Below are 23,516 nucleotides of genomic sequence, written 5' to 3'. Positions count from 1 at the left end.
GGCTTAGCCTTGTTCTGTTTGCTGTTGCATTAAGCGTAGCATTGGTTTACGTAACAATGCCAGAATCACGGCACCGATCAATAAAATCATCACACATTTAGAAAATAATGGCGGCAATTGGTTCAATTGGTTTCCAGAAACATGACCGCCAATCCAACCAGCAACCAAGTTACCCACCGCAGATGCGGTAAACCAAATGCCCATCATTTGTCCACCCAAGCCTTTTGGCGCCAGTTTGGTCATGGCAGATAAACCCACGGGGCTTAGGCACAATTCACCAAAAGTCATCATCAATAAGCAGCTGATTAACCAAAATGGAGATACCAAACCACCATGATTTAACACCTGCTGCGCTGCCAAAATCATAATTGCAAAACCCAAGGCAGCAAATACCAAAGCCAGACTAAATTTGGCCAAATAGCTCGGTTCACGCTGTCGGCGTGCCAACGTCATCCACACCCATGCGGCAATTGGCGAGAAAATGATAATAAAAATGGCATTAATAGATTGAAACCAAACTGTTGGAATTTCAAAACTGCCAATACTGCGGTTGGTGTAATCTTGTGCAAATAAGTTTAAAGAGGTCGGTTGTTGTTCAAAGACCGCCCAAAACAAGGTGGCCGCCACAAATAAAATAAAACATAAAATCAGGCGATATTTTTCTGTGCGATTTAAACCTTTAAATAAAAATAAGTAAGCAAAGTAGCTCATCACCACAGCAACAATAAACAAGGCAAAATATTCGATAATTGCAATGGGTTGTATTATCACCCATCCTTGATACACACTCCAAATTGCAGTAATCAGTGCCAAGGTTGCCAACATAACACCGCGTTTAATACTGCGGATTTGCTTGCTATTCGCCGCAGGCTGCGGCAAAGGAAAATCGGCTCTTAATCGCGCCACTTGTGGCATGGCCAGACCGCGGAAGATGAGTAGTGAAACCAACATACCGACTCCACCAATACCAAAGCCAATGTGCCAGCCGTAATTTTTAAGTAATGCGCCTGTGATTAATGGTGCAAAAAATGCCCCCAAATTAATGCCCATATAAAAAATGGAAAAACCCGCATCGCGGCGTTGGTCTTGTGCTTGATATAATGTGCCGACAATAACGGAAATACAGGTTTTAAATAGTCCTGAACCAATCACCAAAAAGACTAAGCCTAAATAAAAAAAGACGCTTGAACCCCACGCAGTCAGCGCAATCGACAAATGACCGAGCGCAATAATAATTGAGCCGTACCACACCGCACGTTCTTGTCCTAACCAATGGTCAGATAACCAACCGCCGACCAAAGTAAACAGGTAAATACAGCCTGCAAATAAACCCACAATGGCCGCAGCATTGGCACGGTCTAAACCTAAGCCGCCTTGGCTGATCATTGCCGTCATATACAAAATAAGTAAAGGGCGAATACCATAATAAGAAAACCGCTCCCAAAGTTCGGTTAAAAACAAACCTTGTAGGGGTTTGGGATGTCCGAAAAAATCTTGGTCTAATCGGAGAATGTCCTTATTTTCCATATGCCATCCTTCATCTTCTATCTGTTCATCAAAATGAACATGAGGTTAGCACAAAGTATTTTAAAACCCGCTTAAATTTAACCGTTCACTCTATGTATTTTGTTGAAATTTAGAATAAAAAAACATCAAATCAACTTTTTTGCTTTATTTTTGTTGAATCATGCATCCCATACAGATGCAAAACAACTCAACATCCTCCCAACACAATACCCAAAATGGCAGCGCAGACAGCATGATTGAACCGCTTAAAGTAATGGCGACAACAAGCGTTATCTACAAAAAATCAGCGGCAGTATGTCCTTAAGCGTTTCTGATCTTACTTGACCATTACTGGTTTTTTCAGTACACATTAAGCCAATTGATCAAAAACAAGATAGATCATCATAGGTTGGATGCCGCCACAATCCGAAGTGAACGTCTTCTAATCCTTCAGCATAAAAATCAGGAACATGCATGATCACCGTAGAAACCATTCAACAACTTCAATTTGCAAAGCAAAGTTCTCCTCCAGAAATTATGGTTAAAGGAGATTTAGCAAACAAGTTAAAAATGGGACGTCAAATATCCAAAACCACTAAATGCGTCATCTTGGGCATTTGTCTTCCTTTTTACGTGCTTATGAAACTGGCGCCATTCTATTTTTCAGAAAGCGTCATGCGGATCGCTGAGATATTCGCCCCACTTGATGTCCCCGTCTTTCCTATTGCGGTCATTGTTATAATCATGACCGTCATCCCAGATGGTCTTTTTCTGGGTTATGTCGTAAGCAGCTATTCAAAAGATCAGTTAATTTTAAAGCGGGGAAGAATTTTTTTGTAATGCATCCTGTGCTATGCGCTGAATGAGCACAAGATTTCAGCTTACAAGATTTTATACAGTAATGCTTTTGCACATTTACAGCCAATCGCGAATGGTTTTTTTGGCATTAAAAAATCCGTCATTGCATAGCCATAAATGCTTTGTGCTGACGGATTTTTTCATGCAAATAATGACAATATTAAAGATTAAGCACTGGTTTGTAAGAACTTTTTCATTCTTTTGGGACGTTCGTGATACAGTTTTAATAAAATAACCGACATGGCCAAAACTGCAGTTAAACCATTGGCAATCATAATTGGTAAATCGTGCATTTTAAATCCGTACACCGTCCAACTGGTCACACCAAAAAATAATGCGGCATACATGCCTAAAGACACACCTTCAGTATTTTTATTTTTAACAATATGAATCACTTGCAATAAAAAAGATCCGGTGGTAATCCATGCTGCTAAGGCGCCGAGCGCGACCGGCCAACGGTAAAGCATTAATACAGATAACACCACAGCCGCAATGGTTGCCAATACAATATAAATTTTCTTATAAAATTCTTTCATCGATATTTATTCCCCGATAATTGAATTCCCTTCAGATGAGCATGAGCAAAAAATGACAATGCTCATCGGAAGAAAACTACGAAATAATAAAAATTAATCTGTTTTTACCATAACAACTCTATGTACACGTTTTCAACTGAGGTAGCAAACCGTAGCATTTATTCACAAAAAAAGAACAATGCGCGATTTAGATCTTCAACAACAATAAACAAGCAACAACAAAAGCATTGCATGACTTTAAAGCCGCACTGTTTATAATCATTACACGCGTTTTAAAGGAAAATTTCGCATGCACAATTTATTGCGTCGTTGTACTCCGTTGTTTTTGCTGACAGCAAGTTTAAGTCTGGCCAGTTTTGCAGAAACGACAACAACACCAACGAATACTTTACCTGACAATCCAAGTTTGGGTCGGATGCTACTTTATAAAACGGGGCAAACCATTACCCGCGTAGGCGATGCCACACAACGTGGAGCTGATCGTGCATCGCAAAAAATTGCCACCACTTGGGACAATTCAAAAACAGTGGGCGCGCAAACGGGACAAGCCATTGAAAATAAAACCGAGCAAGTCAAAGAAGCGACTGCACAAAAATGGCAACAAACTAAAGAGGTCGTCACCAGTAGCCGCCCTTCAGGCACGAATATTCCAATCGAACAAGTCAGCTTAAGCCAATAATTTTAGCTGGCGTTGACTTGCCTAATCGGTTGCTGACTCAAAAATGCCGCCGCATTTTCTGCCAGTTGTTCTACAATCCGTTGCCTTGCCTGAACACTGCCCCATGCCGAATGGGGCGTGATAATGAAGTTCGGTAAGGTCGTATCTAATAAAACATTGCCTTGTTTGGGTGGTTCTTGACTGAGTACATCGGTTGCAGCACCAGCAATAATGTGGTTACGTAACGCATCAGCCAATGCAGCTTCATTTACAATACCACCACGCGCGGCGTTAATTAAAAAGGCCGTGGCTTTCATTTGTTTTAATTCAGCTTCGCCAATTAAATTTTGGGTCTGTTCAGTCAATGGACAATGTAAGCTTAGAATATCCACTTGCGGTAAGAGTTCTTCAAGGCTTAAACGATCGGCATGTGCGGGTCGATGCGGCAACTGCCCTACCAAAACATTCATACCCAAAGCGCGCGCCAAACGAGCAACTTCTTGCCCCAATTCGCCATACCCCAATATGCCCAAGGTTTTTCCAGACAGTTCAATAATGGGATAATCTAAAAAGCAAAACTGTTCTGCTTGTTGCCAACGTCCCTGCTGCACCGCATTGTGATAGCGCACTAGATTGGTCGCCAGTGCAAACATCAGTGCCAGTGTATGCTGTGCAACTGATGTTGTGCCGTATCCCTGACAATTACACACCACAATGCCCTGTGCTTGGGCTGCCTGTAAATCAACATTATTGACGCCAGTTGCCGATACCAAAATCAATTTTAATTTCGGCAATTGCGACAAAATGGCTTGATCTAAAGTCACTTTATTAACAATCACAATCTCAGCGTCAATAGCACGTTCAACCACATCTACAGGCGAAGTTGCCGCATACAACGTTAAATTGGGTAGAACCTGTTGTAACGGGGTAACATCTAAATCTTGCTGATCTAAACTGCTGTAATCTAAAAAAACTGCCGGATTAACCATATTATTTTCCCCTATTCTAAGGCTGTAATCACCGTTTAAAATCTATGCGTTTGAAATCTGCACGTGCAAAAAAAAGCAGAAGATTCTCTCTTCTGCTTTGTACAATTTAGGCAATAATGAATTGTTGCTGATCTTTGACTGGTGGATCAACAAAATAACATAGACCTAAATCGTCACTATGTAAGTTTTGCTGCTTGTAACTCAGCACATAATACTCTGCATGTTTTTTAATAATAATTGGGCTCATGTCTGAAGATAACGCATCGTCTTCTTTCACCAACTTCATAACATGACGGTCATTCATGGCAATCATATAACGTTCGTTATTTAATTCGACTTTTACAATACACGTCGCTTTGGTCAGCAGCGGCACTAAATATTTATGATTTAATTGAATAGCATCTTGCGAATAGCTTTCAATTTTATGGCTAATCAAATTAAAAACTAAGAAATTGCCATAATGATCTTGCAGTTGCGCACGCGTGGTATCGACAGGTAAATTAACTTTAATGCCCAGTTTTTGTAAGTCTTGCTCGGTGACTTGGCGTTTGCTTAGCATAATGCGGGTAATCATTTGCTTCAGGCTGGCGTCAAAATATTGATCATCCAACTGCATTTGATTACTGCGTAAAATACGTCCTAAGGCGGCGCTATGGCGAGTTAATAAATTACGAACAACGGTACGATAATAAAATTTACTGTTCTTTTTTACACGGCGCATTTCTTGGTAGAAATAGTTTTTATCCCAAGGATGGCGAATAAAATCGTTTAACAAACTTGAACTTGCCAATACCGACAACGCCTCATGCCCTGTAAATGGTAAATGCAGTGTATGCACATGCTTCAGTTTCGATTTTATTTTTAAATAGTGTTCACGGTCTTCTGCATAATACGGATCGTAAACAATAATGTATTCACTGTTTGGCAGCACATCGTCTGCTTCAATTTGCATATCGCGATGCAATGCAACATCAAAAAATTCGGCATAACGGCGGTCTTCGACCTGCTGCGGGTCGATACTATATTGCGGAACAAAGGCAATAATTCGATTCATTTTCAGCAATTTAGAATATTTAATCGCTGCATAGCCGCCCATAGAACCGCCATAGCCAATCACTGTTTCAAATTGGTCTAAAATAGGTTGTACAGCGCTCATCATCTCGGCCATGCTGGTGCTTGGAAACCACGATTTTTGCTTGGGCATAACCCCAATCACATTATATTCGTATTTCGCCAATGATTTTTCAGCATTGATGCTTAAACCTTTGGCACGGGTAATCAGATCGCCAAACGAAAAAATAAGCTCCTTGGAATTTCCTTTTAAAAAAATTACTCGGATTTGTTCGTCTTCAAAAATAATTTGTTTATCCATTACCATACCGAAAAATCAAAAAGGGGGATGCTGCAAGGCGTCACTTGCATAAAATCGAACAGATGCAAATTGCTCTATTTTATAAAGCCTGTTCAGATTAAACAGGGCAAAAGATGACACATTTGTATGATCTTATTTAATTGGGACTATTGTTCATTAAAGCAAGATCGAAGTCTATGTTTTATCTGCATGATTTTACCGCCCGTTTAGCTTATTTTTAAATTTTTTATAGCTATGGGTTCTCAACACGTTAAGGATTGAGTCGAGTCTAAAACTGCTCTACAGTAAACTGCATATTCAAAGCAGAGTCATGTTCATGTCGAAATGGTGGTGTACGTTTAGTATTTTACTCGCATCGGCACTTCCCTTAAGTGCATGTATTATTGTGCCAGAAACAACCCAACGCACCGAATCGACCACGCGCGTGTATGTGAATGACCGTGCAGGAGCAACGCACGTTGAAGTGAGTCGACCACAGATCATTATTATTCAGCAACCGAGTTTGCCTTATCCACCACCGCGACCAGAAAAACCGCGTTGTCACATCCAAAGCAATGGTTTATCCATGCCGCATTTTCCAACGGTATGCGATTAAACATTCACTCTTTTTACGCTAGGGTCTGTTGACACTTACTGCTGAAACTCTGCTCTATAGAGGTAGCCATAAAAATATACAAGCGAGAGCAACTGAACTTTCATAGTTTCGTTTCAGCTTGTCATATCGAGTGGCTATCCCTCTAAATTGCTTCAGTCTACAAAACATATTTTCAACTAAGTGTCTGATTTTATATAAATACCAATCCATATGATCATTACTAGATTTAGTGTTAGATTTTTTTGGTATATTTGCTTTAGTATCAGTAGCTCTAATCTGTTCACGCAAAGGTTCTGAATCATAACCTTTATCTGCACACACTATGTCTGTTTCTGATAAATCTAGCTTTGAAATTAAGTCAGGTGCAACTTTTATATCATTCGTTGTTCCATCTGTAATGATGAAATCAATAGGATTGCCATGCGCATCTACAACTAAATGTATTTTGGATGAGTTTCCACCAATGCTTTTTGAAATAGCTTGTTGAGCAATGCCAGCAGAATGTTGATGCGCACGTACATGAGAACCATCAATAAACACCCACTCCATATCCGTGCAAAAAGATAATATTTTAAATAAAATAAGTAATTTGCTACTCGCTGACCAACGGTTAAAGCGTTTAAAAATAGAGTTTGCTAATCCAAAATCTGAAGGTAGATCACGCCAAGGGCAACCTGTTCTAATTCTATAAAGAATGGCTTCAATAAAATTACGTAAATTTGAGTTGTGGTGAATCGATAAATTACGGAGAATAGGTTTCAACTTTTGCCAGTGTTGATCTGTCAGCATGGTACGAGGCATAGCGAATAGTAAAATTTGGTTTGGCGATTTGATTTTACTACTTCGCTATTTTTTATACTAAAAGTGTCAACACACCCTATTTAACTTATCAACAAAGATAAAAAAGTTATCCACAATTTGTCTATTTTTGCTGACAAAATAATCTTAGCTGACATCGCTGCATCAGCAGGGATTGGCTTATAATCACCTTTATAGCCCCTTTTAATTTCACACGGATACAGCTTTATGCGTTCTCTTTTTATCTCTTGTGCGCTGCTTTGTAGCCTTGTTTTGGTCGCAGGATGCCAGAAAAAATCGCCCCCAGAAAATCACACACAAACAACCTCTGAACCAGCGCCAACCTTACCAAGCGGTGTACAAGCTTTTGCTCCAACAGCACAAGATGCCGCAGATATTGCACAATTTGATCAGTTTAATCAGAAATTTAATAGCATGTCGCAAGATATGAAAACGGAGCTTGAGCAATTAAAACAACAAGGTCAGCTCAGCCCTGAATTTTTAGCGCAGCGTAAACACGATCGTATTTTATCGGCCTTAAATATGCTTAAAGATTTAGAATTACACACCGAACAAGGGCATTATATTCAAGGATTAATGGCAAATTATTGGGAAGAAAAACGCCAAGATTCAGAGCACAACGCCAACAGCCGTGCGGCCTCTGAAGTGCGCAATGAGGCACTCAATTTAATGCGACAAGCAGAGCAGCAACTCGATTATTGGAAAAGTCAGCAAGCGAAAAACTAAGCGCGCAAACAACGTCACGCCTTAATTATCTTTTGGCGTGACTGTTTTTAGATTGATTATAAATCGGTGCGATCGACCCATTGAATTGAATTAACCCGAAATAACTTACATGCACCATCGCCAATATTATAATTATTTAATGCAGAGCGCCAAACCAAATCATTGTCTTTGACTTCAACTAAATCGCCACGCAGACGCACTAAATCGCCCCGTTTGACTTGCTGAATTTGTTTAGCAATTTGCGGGTTAGCCGGAATAATATGCATATTCGAAACCATCTGCACCGCTTGATGGGGTGGAACAGGCAGCGTTTTCATCTTCCAGTTTAAAAAGCGGTCGTATTGACGTACATCAATTTCACGGGCAATTTTAGGATTGGCAAACATTCCCCAACTAACCGCATAATCGATTGGGGAAAATTTGGCTTGCTCATCGTGGGTATAGGTTTTGGACGCGAGAATCCGAAATTCGCCCTGATACGGCATCAACACTGAAATGGATTGACCTTTGGCGGCGGGTGAAAATCCATTGGCAATATTATATTCAACTGACTGCGAACCCGAGGCAAAGCTCGCTGTCGCCAAGAGTGTTAAAACACCCCCCAATATGGCATGATAAATCCTTCGCATCATGGTTTCTCCATTCCACTTTAATGTTTAAGTTTAAAATGATTCTTGGAAAAAACGTGACATGAAGCGTAACTTTAGCCAAGCTCCCTGTTATATTTTTGTACTAACTTGCTTCTTCATTCCAGTCAATCCGAATGGTTTCAAAACGCACTCGCCCTTGTTGAATGGCGTGAGCAATCGCTTGCTGCCCTTTGGTTAAACGGGCTTGTCCACTTTTAATATCAATTAATACCAACTCTAAATCGTCTGCACTGGCATTGCCTTCTCGAAAAGCGCTGTAGCCATTAAACACCACATAATCGACTGGATCGCCTAAAAATTTGGCATCGCTGGGTAAATAGTTAAAGCCCGGTAAAACCGGTGCAAACTGCTCTGCCATTTTGCCTTTTAGCACCGCGCGACTGGTATTGACACTGCGTTGCTGCGCATCTCTTAACGCTTGTTGATGCTCTAATTTTAACTGAACTATTTTTTGTTCATATTCAGCTTGAATTTTGCCATTTCGCAAATTGGCCAATAATGCTGTGGCAATAAATGCTCCGAGAAGGCCTCCAATCAACATTGCCATCCAAATCGACATCGCTTTCCCGCTGTTTTTTTCAATACTTGCATTTAAACAAGCTCGGCTGTTTTTGTCATGTTCGATTACAATTAAAAGTGCTAAAGTAATTTTAATGGCCGTTGAATTAGTTAAAAAATACTCATCATGAAAACAATTTTAATTGCAAACCAAAAAGGCGGATGCGGGAAAACCAACACTGCAATTACTTTAGCCACTGCCCTTGCAAGTAAAGGCTACAAAGTTGCACTGGCCGATGCCGATAACCAAAAGTCGTCCCTGCAATGGTTAAAACAGCGCCCAGACAGCGCAACCAAAATTCAAAGCTTGGATTGGCGCAATGAAAAATCGATTGGCGATGTGCCAAAACAGATTGAATATTTAATTATTGATGCGCCCGGTGCCTTATCTGGCGAGCAGGCGGAACATTTAATTAGCGAAAGCCATGCCATTATTACGCCGTTGCAACCCTCTTTTTTTGATATCGACAGTACACGACGTTTTCTCAAACATTTGCAGGATATTAAACGGATTCGTAAAGGCAAAGTTGAAATTTTCTTGCTGGCAAACCGAGTTAAACCAAACAGTGCCAGCAGCAAAGAGATTCAAGAATTTTTCAGCAAAATTGAACAACAACCGTTGGCGTGGATTTCAGAACGCAGTGCGTACGGACAAATGGCCGTGCAAGGTTTAAGCATTTTCGATAAAAACCAAAAAGCCTATTTAATGATTCAAAAACAATGGCAACCGTTATTAAATGCCATTATTGACGATCAAACGGCATGGTTCTAAACAATTACACAACAGCAGATATAAACCGATTCTTGTAGAAGCTTTGTACATTCAGTTGCCTAAGAGACGTTTTTAGTTAAGATACCTTGTAGAACAATATACTTATACTAGAGGACGGACGTGCAAAAATCTGCCCCACTGCAACTACATCGTATTTTACTGTTTGGTTTATTTTTCATTTTAATTTATTTAAGTTTTAGCGTACTTAAATATTTTATTATTCCTGTGGTTTGGGCCATGATCATCACCTATATGACATGGCCGATTTACCAATGGATTTTAGCAAAATGTGGGCACAGTCGCCCCAATATAGCCGCAACACTCATGCTATGCTTAATGATTTTAATGCTGGGCATTCCACTGGTTTTTGGTGTGATGCTGTTACAAGATGAAGGACGCAATCTCTATTTACAACTGCAACAACAACTGTTTTCAGGTCATCTAAGCGTTCCAGATTTTATTTTAAATCTGCCAGTAATTGGAGCAGATATTCAGCGCATAGTGACTGAAATTAACAATAACCCGCAAATTTTAACCCAAAATATCGGCTCTTGGATTCAAGCACATTTAAATTATGGACGCTTCGTTTTAAGCGAAATTAGTCGTAATTTAGTAAAGCTTTTTTTAGTGTTGTTCTCACTGTTTTTCTTTTACCGCGATGGTCGAAATATTTTAAATCAAGTACGCACGGCTCTTGAAAAAATTATTGGCCCACGCATTCACCATTATTTAAAAACCATTTCGGAAACCACACGTGCGGTCGTGTATGGTTTTGGCTTAACTGCTGTGGCTCAAGCGCTATTGGCAGGCATTAGTTACTTTGTGGCCGGCGTTCCAAATCCAATGCTGCTGACCCTAATCACCTTTGTCGTGGCATTAATTCCATTTGGTACGCCGGTGGCATATTGTGCAGTGGCATTATGGCTGTTTTCACAAGGTCAAATTATGGCGGCCGTTGGTGTGCTAACTTGGGGCGTGTGCGTTGTCAGTACTGCAGACAATCTCATTCGTCCTATCGTTATTTCAGGTGCCACACAAATTCCGTTTCTGATTATTATGTTTGGCGTATTAGGTGGTATTAGCAGTTTTGGTTTGGTCGGTCTATTTATTGGGCCAGTTATTTTGGCTATTTTACTGGCCATTTGGCGTGAATGGATTCACTCAATCAACCAAAAAAGGATCATTATTCCACCCAACCATACTGATTGATTAATACACAAATTATTACTATCCGTTGAAGCTTTTTATGCAAAAATTTGGGCTGATGTTCATACAGCAATTACGTGAAGCTCACGCTGTTTAAACAATTTAAGTAAAAAAACACGGATTCAATTTTTATTAAAAGCGATCCATCATAAACTTTAAAACTGAGGTGCTTTAAAACAACCACTTATTTTTTAAGGTTTATTTTTAAATTTTTCAGAATGATATTTTAAAATTAGGAAGTATACATATGAAATTTTTGACTTTATCTGCAACCCTCAGTCTAGGGCTTCTGCTTGGCCTTGCAGGTTGTAGCACGATGCCCTCACCTGCCAATACACAACAAATTAATGTGTATGCCGTCTCTGAACAAGGCATGCAAGAAAAAATTGGCACCATCCGCTTTTACGATAGCGCGGAAGGTTTAGTCCTCAAAACGCGTCTGTCGCACATTCCATCGGGGCCACACGGCTTTCATTTACATGATTATCCCGATTGTGGCACACAAGCCACCAATGGACAATCTGGTGCGGCACTTGGCGCGGGTGGGCATTTTAATCCCACACAAGTTCCGCATCATGGCAGCCCAACAATGGGCCATTTAGGCGATTTACCCGTGTTGGTTGCAGACGATAACGGCAATGCCAATCAAACGCTGATTGCACCGCGTTTAAGTGTAAAAACCATTCAACAACATGCGATTATTATTCATGCCGGTGGCGATAATTATTCAGACTCGCCAAAACCTTTAGGCGGTGGAGGCAATCGTATTGCCTGCGGAATTATTGCATAAGGCTTCTCTTTTTCGGCACTGTGGATAGATAAAAAGTTATCCACAGTTTGGCTGAAAAAAACCGCATATTATTTTGTTAAAATAATTTTTGCAGAACAATTGACAGTGCCTTAAAAAGCCGTCACGCTGCTTTTATCCTTTCTGTTTTTATAAAAATAAATCGTGAGCAACCTCTTTGCATTTTTAAAACCATATCAATCGAATGCTTTAGTGATTTATTGCTTACAAATGTTTATTGTGTTGTCTGGAACAACGCTGGGTTTGTTCTATGCCGGACTGCATCAATTTATTGTACCAATTACCCTTGGCGCAATTGCCGCATCCTTAACCGACTTTGATGACCGACTAAGTATTCGCTTAAGAAACTTTGCTTATGTTTCGGTGCTTTTCTTTGTCACCAGTACCATTTTAGAAGCACTGGCGCCCTACAAATTTTGGTTTATTGTTTATTTAGCAGCATCAAGCGTATTGTTGGTGTTGTCGGGTGCCTTAGGACAACGCTACGCCACCATTTCTTTTGGCACCATTTTATTATCTATTTACACCATGTTTGGTTTAGGCGAATACACCCCGTGGTATTTCCAACCACTGTGCTTTATGGTTGGCGCAATCTGGTATAGTTTAAGTTCGATTATCTTTTATTTACTCAAACCCACGCTTGCCGTGCAAGATAATTTATCACGCACTTTTTTCAATATTGCCCAGCTACTCACTGAAAAATCTAAATTATTTGACCCCGACAATAGCATTCATACCGAAAAGCTTTTATTTGAATTGTCGTTAAAAAGTGCAGCGGTCGTACAATGTTTAAATACCAGTAAAGCGTCATTACTCACGCGGCTAAAGGCCTCGCGCGCCAATAAACACACCATTTATTGGTTGCATTTGTATTTTCTTGCTCAAGATATTCATGAAAAAGCTTTATCGACTTATTTGCACTACGAACAAGTGCAACATAATTTCAGCCGCAGTGACCTGATTTTTCGAATTCAAAAAAATGTGAAATTTCTTGCCCGTGCTTGTCAGGATTTATCGGAATGTATTTTACAACGCAAAGCCTATGAACCGCGCACCGAAGATCGTTTTGCGCTAGAACAACTTGAAAGTTCAATGCAAGATTGGATTGCACAGCATCCAAGTAATTTAGAAGTGCGCAATTTACATCTGATTTTAAAAAATTTATATAATTTTCACGAGCAATTGGCCAGTTTAAATAACTTGCAAAAACAAGCCCCTGCGCTAATTAGCAAAACCAATGACAACTTTAATTTACTCGATGATGATGTTCAAGATTGGCACGATTTTGTCTTAAAATTTAAAACGCATTTAAGCCCACAATCGGCATTGTTTCGGCATGCCATTCGTATTGCCATCATTTTTATTGTCGGTTATGCAGTTTCGTTACTGCCCTTTTCGCAAAATGGTTATTGGATTTTACTCACGGGTTTATTCGTCTGCCAAAGTAGTTATTTTGCGACCAAAAGCCGTTTAAAAATGCGCACCTTAGGCACATTATTGGGTGTATTGCTCGGCATTCCTATTTTGTATTTTGTCCCTAGTGTGGAAGGACAGCTCATGCTGACCGTCATTTGTGGGGTGTATTTTTATTATTTAAGGGTCAAAAAATATTCGATTGCCACTTTAATGGCAACTTTAATGGTGTTACTGATCTTTAATATGAAAGGTGCAGGCTATGCCATTATTTTACCACGTATTATTGATACACTTTTGGGCTGTGGCATTGCATGGTTAGCAGTCAGCTTTATTTGGCCCGACTGGAATTTTCGTAATATCTCGAAAAATATTGAAAATAACACCCAAGCCACGATGAATTATTTAAATGAAGTGGTGCAACAATATCAGCAAGGTAAAAACAACAGCATGGCTTATCGCCTAGCACGGCGCAATGCCCACAACAAGCAAACTGAACTGGCGAATATGATTTCGAGTTTAAGTACCGAGCCACATCCGAATCCTAACTTAATTCATAACGCCTTTCGTTATTTGGTCTATAGCCATAGCCAACTCAGTTATATTTCGGCCTTAGGGGTGCATCGTAATTATGTCAAAGACCCACAAATTTTAGCATTTATGCAGTGGTGCCAAACCATGCTCAATGCAATATTGCTACAACATCAGGCTTTACCTGAAGTTGAAATTCAAAACAAACTTTTAGAAATTCAGCAGTTAAGTGTGCAGCCTAATTTGTCTGACGAAGTTTTATTAATTTTAAAACAAATCAGTTTATTGCTTGAAACCTTACCCGAGCTGCTCAATTTAAGCCAACAATTGCTACAACAGGAAATCAGATAAAGGATTCATCTATGAACCATTTTTTATTCCGTCTTATCGCAGCATGTGGCTGCACGGGCTTTTTTTTCAGTCAAGCCCATGCGCTAAGCCAAAACGAACTCAAACAGATGATTGAATGCAGCGCAAGTCATCAGCAATATGCCGCCTTAGGTGCCGATTATGAAAAAGAATTTAAAACATTAGGTTGGAAACGCATTAATCTGCCCGATCAGCCTTTGCTTTATGTGTATAAAAATGCCAAACCGATTAACTTATTTGGCCATGCAACCCATGAAATTGCGCTTTCGGGGAATGCCATTTTAGCGCTGTATCGTGATGCCGACGTTCAACAATTGGCCCAGCAATTTAAGATTCCTGAATACACCGAATATGGCAAATTGCCTTTTTTCCGTGGGGTTAAAAAGGTACGTACCGAACGCGGTGTAGATGGCGATGTCAGCTATCACATCAATCTGAATTTATCGGAAATGCAAGGCAAAAGTAATTTTGTTTTGCTCGGTTGTAGCTATGAACCTGACCGTGAAGAAATGGAACGCTTGCTAAACTCAACCAATTAGAGAAAACAACCCCGAGTCACATGGCTCGGGGGTTGTTCTTTAAATGTGTTAAAAAGTTCCTGCTTCACGGCGCTCTTTCATCACCTGCATTAAAAAAACGCGTGGATACAACAACCAAATCGCCAAAAATGCCAAGCAACTGCATGCAAATGCCATTAAATGCCACTGCATATATAACCAACGTCCAACTTCAATAAACACAAAGAAGCCGAACATAATAAGCATGGAAAGTGAGGCCGCAACAGTCCCTTTAGATACGTCCGATGACATTAATGCAAAACGATACAGCACAGAGAAGCACAAACCTTCACCAAAGCTAATAATGCTCATGCCAATTAAAATTAAAGCTAAAGCATGTTCAGGAACAAAAACCGCCGCCAGTAAAAATAATGCGCCAAAACACATCATTGGAACGCCCACCAAAACTGTACGTCCCAATTCAAAGCGATCCATAATTTTAATCAGGACGATATTTCCTGCAATTAGGCCTATAAAAACTGGAAATTGTGACAAGCCATAGGCAAAGCTACTGAGCTTGAGTTCATCCACAAGCATAACCGGTGAAAGCGCAATCCAAAGCATCAGTGGCATATTTCCTAACGGCAATGCCAAACCTAAAGCTAAGAATTTTTTATTTGAAAAAACCTGTTTAAAATCTTGGAACAAGGTATTAAATGTTTTTTGAGTCACACTTTGTTGTTGCTTGGGCATGCTTTGGTTTAAGCCAAACCAAGCAATTAACGTCAGCACTGCAATACCAATAAAGCCCCAATGCCACGACACATAGTCAATTAAAAATGCGCCAACAACAGGCCCAAGCAACGGTGCAAGTAAAGAAATGTTCGACATTAACGCCATCACTTTAATGGCATCGCGTTCGGCAAAGCTTTCCTGAATAGCGGCATATCCCACAGCAGAAATAACGGTCAATCCAATGCCTTGTACAAGGCGCATGGTTAAAAACTGTTGCATGTTTTGGGTGAATAAAATCAAAATACAACATAGCGCAAAGAACAATGCGCCTGTGAGCAAGACACGGCGACGACCAATTCGGTCAGACAATGGCCCAAGTAGCCATGCCACACATGCGCCGCCAAATAAATAAAACGACATTGCAGAAGGTGCCAAATTCGCGCCCACCCCAAAATCACGGGTAATTGCCAGCATAGCGGGCTGAATTAGGTCATTGCCCATATAAACGGCAAATTCAAATAAAACTAAAGCAAGAGGAAACATTAAAGTCGAGCGACTTAATGTTTGTTGAACTGGTTGCATGGAGTATTCTTCAATAGCAATAGCTACCGCGCTGCATAGAACAGCCGATAACAAAAAAGATTAAATTAAATCAATAAGATGGGCGATTTAAAAATCGTAAAGGATTGAACCGATAAAAATGTATCGATCAGATGAGTGTAGCATAACATTTTTTTAACACATGGTCGAGAAAACGTACTTAAGCTGCTCGGCAGCTCAATTAGGCAGATAGCATCTTATATGTAGATAGATTGCACTTGCGCAACCATTAAGACAAAAAAAGCGCATCTTCCGATACGCTTTTAAATTCATTCACGCTGATTTTACAAATCGAATAATTTCCCCGGATTCATAATTCCATTCGGGTCAAATACCTTTTTCAAGGCTTTCATATATTCAATTTCTTCTGCTGAACGAGAATAGTCTAAATATGGCTTTTTGGTCATGCCGACGCCATGTTCTGCTGAAATTGAACCATCGTATTTTTTGACTGTTTCAAACACATATTTATTGACGACCTGACATTTGGCAAAGAATTCATCTTTACTTAAGTTTTCAGGTTTTAAAATATTTAAGTGCAAGTTGCCATCACCAATATGTCCAAACCAGCAAATTTCAAAGTCCGGATAATTTTGCGTCACAATTTCATCAATTTCGGCAATAAACGCAGGAACATGGCTAATCAAAACCGAAATGTCATTTTTATACGGCGTAAATGGCGCAATCGATTCAGAAATATCCTCACGTAAGCGCCATAAATTTTGTACTTGCTCTAAGCTTTGGCTTAACACGCCATCATAGACCCAGCCTTGCTCCATGCAATGTTCAAAAATTTCCATCGCCTTGTCCATAATTGGCTCGTACGGCGCTTCAAATTCAAGCAAGACATAAAATGGGCACGCGGTTTCAAATGGGCGTTGTACATGACCATGATCTAACACTTTTTGCATGGCCAATTCGCCAAAAAACTCAAAAGCAGTTAAATCAATTTTGCTCTGGAAGGCATGTAAAATTGGCATAATGGCAGCAAAATCAGGGACGCCCAAAACCATTACTTGTAAATCTTGCGGTTGGCGTTCTAATTTAATTTCCGCTTCCGTCACCAAACCTAAAGTGCCTTCGCCACCAATAAATAAATGCTGCATGGCATAACCCGTAGCATTTTTAACCATGCCTTTGTTTAAACGCAGCACGTCGCCTTGGCCGGTTACTACGGTTAAGCCCAACACCCAATTCCGTGTCATGCCGTATTTAATCACTTTAATACCGCCGGCATTGGTGCCAATATTACCGCCCATTTGGCTAGAGCCCGCCGAAGCAAAATCGACTGGATAATACATGCCTTGTTCTTCGGCATAATTTTGCAGTTGCTCTGTCACCACCCCTGCCTGTACACGCACCATACGATCGGCTGGGAAAAACTCCAAAATTTGGTTCATTTTATCCATACTGACCACAATTTCGCCATTGGCGGCCACCGCCCCTGCCGAAAGACCAGTACGCCCACCCGATGGGGTAATGGCAATATTAAATTGGTTGGCAAGTTTTACAATGGCTTGGACTTGTTCTGTGCTCGATGGAAAAACCACAACCGACGGATTTGGGTCGAAGTGTTTAGTATGATCACGTCCCCAGTTCTGTAAACTATCCACATCTGTTTTAATGCGGTTTTCACCCACAATAGCAGTAAGTTGGGTGAGTAAATCCGGTGTTAAAGCAACTGGAGCATTCATCATTCACAGGCCTAATAAGAAATAAATAGGGGGTTAAACATCGCAATAGTGCACCCTTTAAACTGGCTAAAGCACACAGCCGAGCTGCCTATTGCTTGCACTATTTTACATAGAAGCACCCTTTGGATAAAGCAGCCTTTCAAAATTCGCATCGGGATGGTTACGACTTTTTATGCCTGTTTGAATAGTTGTCACGCTGCTGCCTGTATAAACTGAATTTTATTCAGCAATACCTACCATATCTATTATTGATAATGGATAAACATGCAGCATGACTTATGCTATTATCCTGTGACCAAATTTGGCCTTTGTAGCGGAGCCGTAATGAGCCAACATCTTTCACTACCTAAAGATAAAATTCGTTTCTTATTGTTAGAAGGCGTACATCAAAACGCGATTGATACGCTAAACGCTGCGGGTTATACCAATATTGACTATCACAAAACTGCTCTTGAAGGCGATGCCCTAAAAGACGCAATTAAAGATGCTCACTTTATTGGTATTCGTTCTCGTACCCAACTCACCGAAGAAATTTTTGCAGCCGCAGAAAAACTGATTGCCGTGGGTTGTTTTTGTATTGGAACCAACCAAGTAGATTTAAAAGCAGCCATGCAACGTGGTATTCCTGTATTCAACGCACCATATTCTAATACGCGTTCGGTTGCAGAATTAGTGCTTGCTGAAACTATTCTTCTACTTCGTGGCGTTCCAGAAAAATCTGCAAGCTGTCACCGTGGTGGCTGGAACAAATCGGCAGCAGGTTCGTTTGAAACGCGTGGCAAAATTTTAGGTATCGTGGGTTACGGCTCAATTGGTTCACAACTTTCTGTACTTGCAGAAAGCTTAGGCATGCACGTCATTTATTACGATGCAGTCACAAAATTACCGATGGGGAATGCGCGTCAAGTCGGTTCATTAAACGAATTGCTTGCAACCGCAGACGTGGTGACTTTACACGTTCCAGACGTTCCATCTACCCGTAATTTCTTTAAGAAAGAACAATTTGCACAAATGAAACAAGGGTCTATCTTCTTAAATGCTGCACGCGGTACGTGTGTAGTCATTGAAGATTTAGCCGATGCGATTAAATCGGGTCATATTGCTGGTGCGGCGGTTGATGTATTCCCGAAAGAACCAAAAGCCAATGGTGAAGAATTTGTATCACCGCTGCGTGGTTTAGACAACGTGATTTTAACCCCTCACGTGGGTGGTTCAACCATGGAAGCGCAAGCCAATATTGGTTTAGAAGTTGCAGAGAAATTTGTGGCTTATTCCGACAAGGGTATGACACTTTCTGCGGTGAACTTCCCTGAAATTGCCTTGCCACTTGCAGAAGGCAAACACCGTTTATTGCATATTCATAAAAACATTCCAGGCGTGTTATCTAAAATTAACAACCTGTTTGCAGAACAAGGCATTAACATCTCTGGTCAAAGTTTAATGACCAAAGGTGATGTCGGCTATTTAGTTATGGATGTCGACGCATCAGCTTCTCAAGAAGCGCTCGATATGTTGAATCACGTTGAAGGTACTATTCGCGTACGCGTATTGTTCTAATCCTTCAAAGCGCATCAGAAAAGCCACAGCCATACGGTTGTGGCTTTTTTATTTTTCAGGCATGCTGCATGAAAATAAATCTTAGATAGACCTAAATGCTGAACAAAAACACCACTATACAGTCCTTATGTTTGCTGTTGCTTGCCATGATCTGTGTGCAAAGCAGCGCCTCTTTAGCCAAAAGCCTCTTTGCGGTATTTCCTGTGCTGAGTGTGGCCGCGCTCAGACTTTTTTTAGGGTTTAGCTTATTGGCAATTTTTTTTAAGATTTGGACAGTCGATTTTCGTGCTATCCGCTGGAAAACCATTTGCAGTTATGGTGCTGCACTGGCAGGCATGAATGCAATTTTTTATTTATCCCTACAACGTTTGCCATTAGGCATTGCGGTATCCTTTGAATTTGTCGGGCCATTAAGCGTGGCATTATTTCATGCCAAAACTCGTTTCGATTTTATTTGGGTGCTTTTAGCCATTTTTGGCTTGGTGTTGATGTTTCCTTTTCACGATGTGAACGCCTCTCTAGATCTTTTTGGGGTCGCCTTAGCCCTACTTGCCGGTGCATGTTGGGCCATTTATATTTTATCAGGACAAAAAAGTTCAGGTATTTCAGGGCAACATACCGTTTGTTTAGGCATGTTTGTTGGCTCATGTATTTTAATGCCAATCGCGCTGGGTACGGGCATGCCTGCACAGGTTTTATCTGTGCCGTATGTGTTTTATTTTATTGGCTTGGCTTTACTGGCCAGTGCCTTGCCCTTTTCTTTTGAAATGGTGGCACTCAAACATTTAACCCCGTTATCTTTTGGTACACTGATGAGTTTAGAACCCGTCATGGCGGCGCTCTCTGGCATTTTATTTTTATCGGAACATTTACTCTGGACACAATGGCTGGCACTGTTAATGATTATTTTGGCATCTTTAGGTTGTACTTACACCACGCACCAAGCCAAACAGCGAATTGAAAGACAACTTAACGCCGAAAAAAAAGCATCCTGAATATTCAGGATGCTTTTTTTAAGCTGAATCCGCCCATTAAAAAAACATTTGATAACCAATTCGGCAAATTAAAATACTTACCAACACCAAGAAAATTTTACGGATAAAACCACTGCCGTATTTTAATGCGGTGCGTACGCCAACCACTGAACCAATCACATTGGCAACCGCCATCATTAAGCCAACCCCCAACCACACATGTCCGGTTGGAATTAAAAAACTTAACGCGGCAAAATTGGTCATAAAGTTGCCAATTTTAGACAGCGCGGACGCATGTAAAAAGTCGACCCCTAAAAAGCGAATAAAAAAGAATATGAAGAAACTGCCTGTGCCCGGGCCAAAAATACCATCATAAAAGCCAATCGCTAAACTGCCAATTGCCGCTAAAATTAACACTTTAGGCGTGATGCGCAGTTCATAATGCACTTGCCCAAAATCTTTTTTAATTAACGTATAAATGGCAATCACAATCAGCATGACAAAAACAAACGGTCGCAGCACCGATTGCGGAATCATCGACAAAGATGCCGCGCCTGCAAATGAGCTGATTAATGCACAAATGGCAATTACCGCCAATAACTTCCACTGTAGCTTCACTTTTCGCGCAAAGGTATATGCTGCCGATGCCGTGCCACAAATAGACGACATTTTATTGGTTCCAATTACGGTTGCCGTCGACATCGTTGGGAAGGTACTCATAATTCCGGGAATTTGAATTAATCCACCACCGCCCACCGCAGCATCAATCGCTCCCGCTGTAAAAGCAAACCCAATTAAACTAAGGGCAGTCAGAACACTTATATCCATATTGATATCACTTGTTTAAATGTAGAATCCGTTTCGGAACCAAACGTTTTTTATCGGTAATTTCAGCCAAACCCAAACAAGTTTCGGCATCAAAAACCAGCACTTGCGCTGCCGCAGCATGCTCAATATTGCTTTCCATGCCATTGCAGAAATAAGCACCGCGACCTTCAGGAATTTGGACTTTCGGAAAATGATCGACCGGTGCATAGGCCGGCAATAGCAAAGCTTCGCGCTCAGCTTCAGTTAAGCTTTCTAAATAGTCGATGGTATATTCAGGAATTAAATCAAACGCGCCTGTGCCAATGCGGTGTAAGCGCGTTAAATGTCCGCCACAGCCTAAAGCCTGCCCAATATCTTCACCAAGCACGCGAATATAAGTACCTTTAGAACAGGTCACATCTAAGGTAATACTGTCGGTGCTAAAATCGAGTAATTCTAAATGATAAATGCTGATCGGCCGGGCTTCACGTTCCACTTCAATGCCTTGGCGTGCCAATTCATACAGCGGTTTGCCTTGACGTTTAAGTGCCGAATACATCGGTGGAATTTGCTGAATATCGCCACGAAATTGCGCCAAAACTTGCTCAATTTTTTCAGCAGTCAAAACAGGCACTTGTTTTTGTTCTAAAATATCGCCTTCGACATCGCCTGTTGCCGTAGTTACGCCCAAGCGCACGGTGGTTTGGTAGCGCTTGACTGAATCTAATAAATAATGTGAAAACTTGGTCGCTTCGCCCAAACAAATGGGTAATAAACCCGTTGCCAGTGGGTCGAGTGCCCCAGTATGCCCTGCTTTTTCAGCTCGAAATAGCCAACGCACTTTTTGCAATGCAGCATTGGAACTAATCTCTAGCGGTTTATTTAATAAGAAAACACCACTAATGGGACGGCGAACAATTTTTTGCTTAGCGGCAGACATATTTCCAGCTTTGATCTAAAAGACGCTGCATTCTAACAACACCCAAACAAAATGACAACTTATAAACATTTTGTTAAGTTTGAGACAAAATGCACGTATTTGTCCAAGTAACAAATGCCATGTTGACTTATTTTATTTAATTATTCATTAACTTAGATTAAAAATAGTGCATTTGCACTAATTAGTTCAGTTTAAAAATCGCTCATCACTTAAAACAACAATATAATCAAAAAAATGAAGAAAATGAAAAGGACATTCAATGCCAAAACAACAGACCAGCCGAACGTGGTTGGTGATATTTCTTATCGTCATCGTATTGATCGCAGTATTGTTTTGGTTTTTAGCGAAAAAAACCACTGCAAGCGTGTCGAATAGCAATGGAGTTGCCTTAAATCCTACGGCATCGGAATCATCGGCTCAAAATCAGGCGATGGCAGCCAATCTTTCAACATCCAGCAGAAGCAATAGTCAAACCGATACGCAAATAGACTGTCAAATCAAACTCAATTTTAGGCATAAACTGGTGGTGAATGAGCAAACCCGAGATTGTTACGAATATTTTATTACCCAATATGGCGAGAAAAATTTTGCCCAAATTGACCAAGATTTAAAACACTATGCACAAATGTCGTTTCAAGCTCCTGCCTCAGGCGAAATCATTGATTTATGGTCGCGCTATTTAAAATATCGTGAAGCATTGGGGCAATTGTCTGTGCCAAGCGTGAATCCGAACGACAGTAGCTATTATCAAAATGTATTAACAGCAACCCAAACCTTGCGGCAAAAATTCTTTTCAAGTGCTGAAGTTGCAGGCTTATTTGGCAATGAAGATCTATACGATGACTATACCCTAAAGCGCATGCAGGTTTTGCAAAACACAGCGCTCACCAGTGCAGAAAAAGCCACACGCCTCAAAAGCTTACTGGAAGATTTACCAAAAAGTTGGCGCGAGCAAATTAAACAACAAACCGTAGTACAAGATTTACATCAACTCACCGCAGAACTCAAAGCTCAACATGCCACGCCTGAACAAATTCAGGACATGCGTATTGATTTGGTTGGTCGCGAAGCAGCACAACGTCTTGAAACCCTCGATCAGAACCGACAAGCGTGGAATAGCCGTGTCAGCCAATACTTAACTGAGCGGGACAACATTCTAAAAAGCAACGATAGCGATTCAAGTAAGCAACAACAAATTCAACAATTGCAACAACAGCAATTTAGCACCCAACAAGAGCGGATTCGCTTAAAAGCCTTTGAAACAACACACGATCAGGGCAACAGTTCGCTACTGAATTAAGTTTTTAAACTCACTTCTCGCATAGATTGGATCTATGCGCATGATC

At 40.7% G+C, this 23,516-nt stretch carries 23 protein-coding genes; 12 read left to right on the top strand and 11 right to left on the bottom strand.

Going from position 1 to position 23,516, the window contains the following annotated elements; translation table 11 throughout:
- Positions 1 to 3: 3 nt before the first annotated feature.
- Positions 4 to 1,527, bottom strand: a complete 1,524-nt coding sequence (locus I2F62_RS02815; protein WP_324625506.1) for a peptide MFS transporter — start codon at positions 1,525 to 1,527, stop codon at positions 4 to 6.
- Positions 1,528 to 1,980: 453 nt separating this feature from the next.
- Between I2F62_RS02815 and I2F62_RS02810 the strand changes: the two genes are divergently transcribed.
- Positions 1,981 to 2,346 carry a hypothetical protein gene (locus tag I2F62_RS02810; protein WP_324625505.1) on the top strand — a complete coding sequence of 122 codons (366 nt, stop codon included), beginning with the start codon at positions 1,981 to 1,983 and terminating at the stop codon, positions 2,344 to 2,346.
- 185 nt (positions 2,347 to 2,531) lie between these two features.
- On the opposite strand, the gene I2F62_RS02805 is transcribed toward I2F62_RS02810, so the two are convergent.
- On the bottom strand, positions 2,532 to 2,900 hold the full coding sequence (locus I2F62_RS02805) for a SemiSWEET transporter (protein WP_324625504.1): 369 nt from the start codon (positions 2,898 to 2,900) through the stop codon (positions 2,532 to 2,534).
- A 289-nt stretch (positions 2,901 to 3,189) separates the two neighbouring features.
- Between I2F62_RS02805 and I2F62_RS02800 the strand changes: the two genes are divergently transcribed.
- Positions 3,190 to 3,579: a hypothetical protein gene (locus I2F62_RS02800; protein WP_324625503.1), complete on the top strand. Its 390-nt coding sequence runs from the start codon at positions 3,190 to 3,192 to the stop codon at positions 3,577 to 3,579.
- Positions 3,580 to 3,581: 2 nt separating this feature from the next.
- On the opposite strand, the gene I2F62_RS02795 is transcribed toward I2F62_RS02800, so the two are convergent.
- Both I2F62_RS02795 and I2F62_RS02790 read right to left on the bottom strand, forming a co-directional pair.
- The gene (locus I2F62_RS02795) at positions 3,582 to 4,547 is read right to left on the bottom strand and encodes a 2-hydroxyacid dehydrogenase (RefSeq protein ID WP_324625502.1); all 966 of its coding nucleotides are present in this window, start codon (positions 4,545 to 4,547) and stop codon (positions 3,582 to 3,584) included.
- 106 nt (positions 4,548 to 4,653) lie between these two features.
- The gene (locus I2F62_RS02790) at positions 4,654 to 5,919 is read right to left on the bottom strand and encodes a hypothetical protein (protein WP_324625501.1); all 1,266 of its coding nucleotides are present in this window, start codon (positions 5,917 to 5,919) and stop codon (positions 4,654 to 4,656) included.
- 316 nt (positions 5,920 to 6,235) lie between these two features.
- Between I2F62_RS02790 and I2F62_RS02785 the strand changes: the two genes are divergently transcribed.
- Positions 6,236 to 6,514 carry a hypothetical protein gene (locus I2F62_RS02785; protein WP_324625500.1) on the top strand — a complete coding sequence of 93 codons (279 nt, stop codon included), beginning with the start codon at positions 6,236 to 6,238 and terminating at the stop codon, positions 6,512 to 6,514.
- Between the two features lie 54 nt (positions 6,515 to 6,568).
- On the opposite strand, the gene I2F62_RS02780 is transcribed toward I2F62_RS02785, so the two are convergent.
- Positions 6,569 to 7,315: an IS5 family transposase gene (locus I2F62_RS02780; RefSeq protein WP_324625499.1), complete on the bottom strand. Its 747-nt coding sequence runs from the start codon at positions 7,313 to 7,315 to the stop codon at positions 6,569 to 6,571.
- A 225-nt stretch (positions 7,316 to 7,540) separates the two neighbouring features.
- On the opposite strand from I2F62_RS02780, the gene I2F62_RS02775 reads away from it, so the two are divergent.
- On the top strand, positions 7,541 to 8,059 hold the full coding sequence (locus I2F62_RS02775; protein ID WP_324625498.1) for a hypothetical protein: 519 nt from the start codon (positions 7,541 to 7,543) through the stop codon (positions 8,057 to 8,059).
- Positions 8,060 to 8,115: 56 nt separating this feature from the next.
- Here I2F62_RS02775 and I2F62_RS02770 read toward each other — a convergent pair whose 3' ends face one another.
- Entirely contained in the window at positions 8,116 to 8,688 is a 573-nt protein-coding gene (locus tag I2F62_RS02770) for a hypothetical protein (RefSeq protein WP_420713706.1), read from the bottom strand.
- Between the two features lie 103 nt (positions 8,689 to 8,791).
- The gene (locus I2F62_RS02765; protein ID WP_324625496.1) at positions 8,792 to 9,268 is read right to left on the bottom strand and encodes a Holliday junction resolvase-like protein; all 477 of its coding nucleotides are present in this window, start codon (positions 9,266 to 9,268) and stop codon (positions 8,792 to 8,794) included.
- Between the two features lie 126 nt (positions 9,269 to 9,394).
- Here I2F62_RS02765 and I2F62_RS02760 point away from each other — a divergent pair, with 126 nt between their 5' ends.
- From I2F62_RS02760 to I2F62_RS02740, 5 genes are all read left to right on the top strand, one after another.
- The gene (locus I2F62_RS02760) at positions 9,395 to 10,039 is read left to right on the top strand and encodes a ParA family protein (protein ID WP_324625495.1); all 645 of its coding nucleotides are present in this window, start codon (positions 9,395 to 9,397) and stop codon (positions 10,037 to 10,039) included.
- 120 nt (positions 10,040 to 10,159) lie between these two features.
- Positions 10,160 to 11,248 carry an AI-2E family transporter gene (locus tag I2F62_RS02755; RefSeq protein WP_324625494.1) on the top strand — a complete coding sequence of 363 codons (1,089 nt, stop codon included), beginning with the start codon at positions 10,160 to 10,162 and terminating at the stop codon, positions 11,246 to 11,248.
- 244 nt (positions 11,249 to 11,492) lie between these two features.
- Positions 11,493 to 12,035 carry a superoxide dismutase family protein gene (locus I2F62_RS02750; RefSeq protein WP_324625493.1) on the top strand — a complete coding sequence of 181 codons (543 nt, stop codon included), beginning with the start codon at positions 11,493 to 11,495 and terminating at the stop codon, positions 12,033 to 12,035.
- Positions 12,036 to 12,197: 162 nt separating this feature from the next.
- Positions 12,198 to 14,348, top strand: coding sequence for a YccS family putative transporter (gene yccS / locus I2F62_RS02745; RefSeq protein WP_324625492.1), 2,151 nt, complete (start codon positions 12,198 to 12,200; stop codon positions 14,346 to 14,348).
- Between the two features lie 11 nt (positions 14,349 to 14,359).
- Positions 14,360 to 14,905: a hypothetical protein gene (locus tag I2F62_RS02740; protein ID WP_324625491.1), complete on the top strand. Its 546-nt coding sequence runs from the start codon at positions 14,360 to 14,362 to the stop codon at positions 14,903 to 14,905.
- Positions 14,906 to 14,953: 48 nt separating this feature from the next.
- On the opposite strand, the gene I2F62_RS02735 is transcribed toward I2F62_RS02740, so the two are convergent.
- Together I2F62_RS02735 and I2F62_RS02730 are read right to left on the bottom strand one after the other, a co-directional pair.
- Entirely contained in the window at positions 14,954 to 16,180 is a 1,227-nt protein-coding gene (locus tag I2F62_RS02735) for an MFS transporter (RefSeq protein WP_324625490.1), read from the bottom strand.
- 302 nt (positions 16,181 to 16,482) lie between these two features.
- Positions 16,483 to 17,892: an FAD-binding oxidoreductase gene (locus tag I2F62_RS02730; RefSeq protein ID WP_324625575.1), complete on the bottom strand. Its 1,410-nt coding sequence runs from the start codon at positions 17,890 to 17,892 to the stop codon at positions 16,483 to 16,485.
- A gap of 324 nt (positions 17,893 to 18,216) precedes the next feature.
- Here I2F62_RS02730 and serA point away from each other — a divergent pair, with 324 nt between their 5' ends.
- Both serA and I2F62_RS02720 read left to right on the top strand, forming a co-directional pair.
- A complete protein-coding gene (serA, locus tag I2F62_RS02725) occupies positions 18,217 to 19,449 on the top strand; it encodes a phosphoglycerate dehydrogenase (protein ID WP_324625489.1) in 1,233 nt (410 codons plus the stop codon).
- A gap of 95 nt (positions 19,450 to 19,544) precedes the next feature.
- Positions 19,545 to 20,444: an EamA family transporter gene (locus I2F62_RS02720; protein WP_324625488.1), complete on the top strand. Its 900-nt coding sequence runs from the start codon at positions 19,545 to 19,547 to the stop codon at positions 20,442 to 20,444.
- A 36-nt stretch (positions 20,445 to 20,480) separates the two neighbouring features.
- On the opposite strand, the gene I2F62_RS02715 is transcribed toward I2F62_RS02720, so the two are convergent.
- A complete protein-coding gene (locus I2F62_RS02715) occupies positions 20,481 to 21,251 on the bottom strand; it encodes a sulfite exporter TauE/SafE family protein (protein WP_420713703.1) in 771 nt (256 codons plus the stop codon).
- A 7-nt stretch (positions 21,252 to 21,258) separates the two neighbouring features.
- Positions 21,259 to 22,170, bottom strand: a complete 912-nt coding sequence (truB, locus tag I2F62_RS02710) for a tRNA pseudouridine(55) synthase TruB (protein WP_324625487.1) — start codon at positions 22,168 to 22,170, stop codon at positions 21,259 to 21,261.
- Positions 22,171 to 22,429: 259 nt separating this feature from the next.
- Here truB and I2F62_RS02705 point away from each other — a divergent pair, with 259 nt between their 5' ends.
- Entirely contained in the window at positions 22,430 to 23,470 is a 1,041-nt protein-coding gene (locus I2F62_RS02705) for a lipase secretion chaperone (RefSeq protein ID WP_324625486.1), read from the top strand.
- Positions 23,471 to 23,516 lie beyond the last annotated feature (46 nt).

The organism is Acinetobacter sp. MD2(2019) (assembly GCF_035615615.1).
Lineage (GTDB): Bacteria > Pseudomonadota > Gammaproteobacteria > Pseudomonadales > Moraxellaceae > Acinetobacter.
This window is presented reverse-complemented; position numbering and strand designations above follow the sequence as displayed.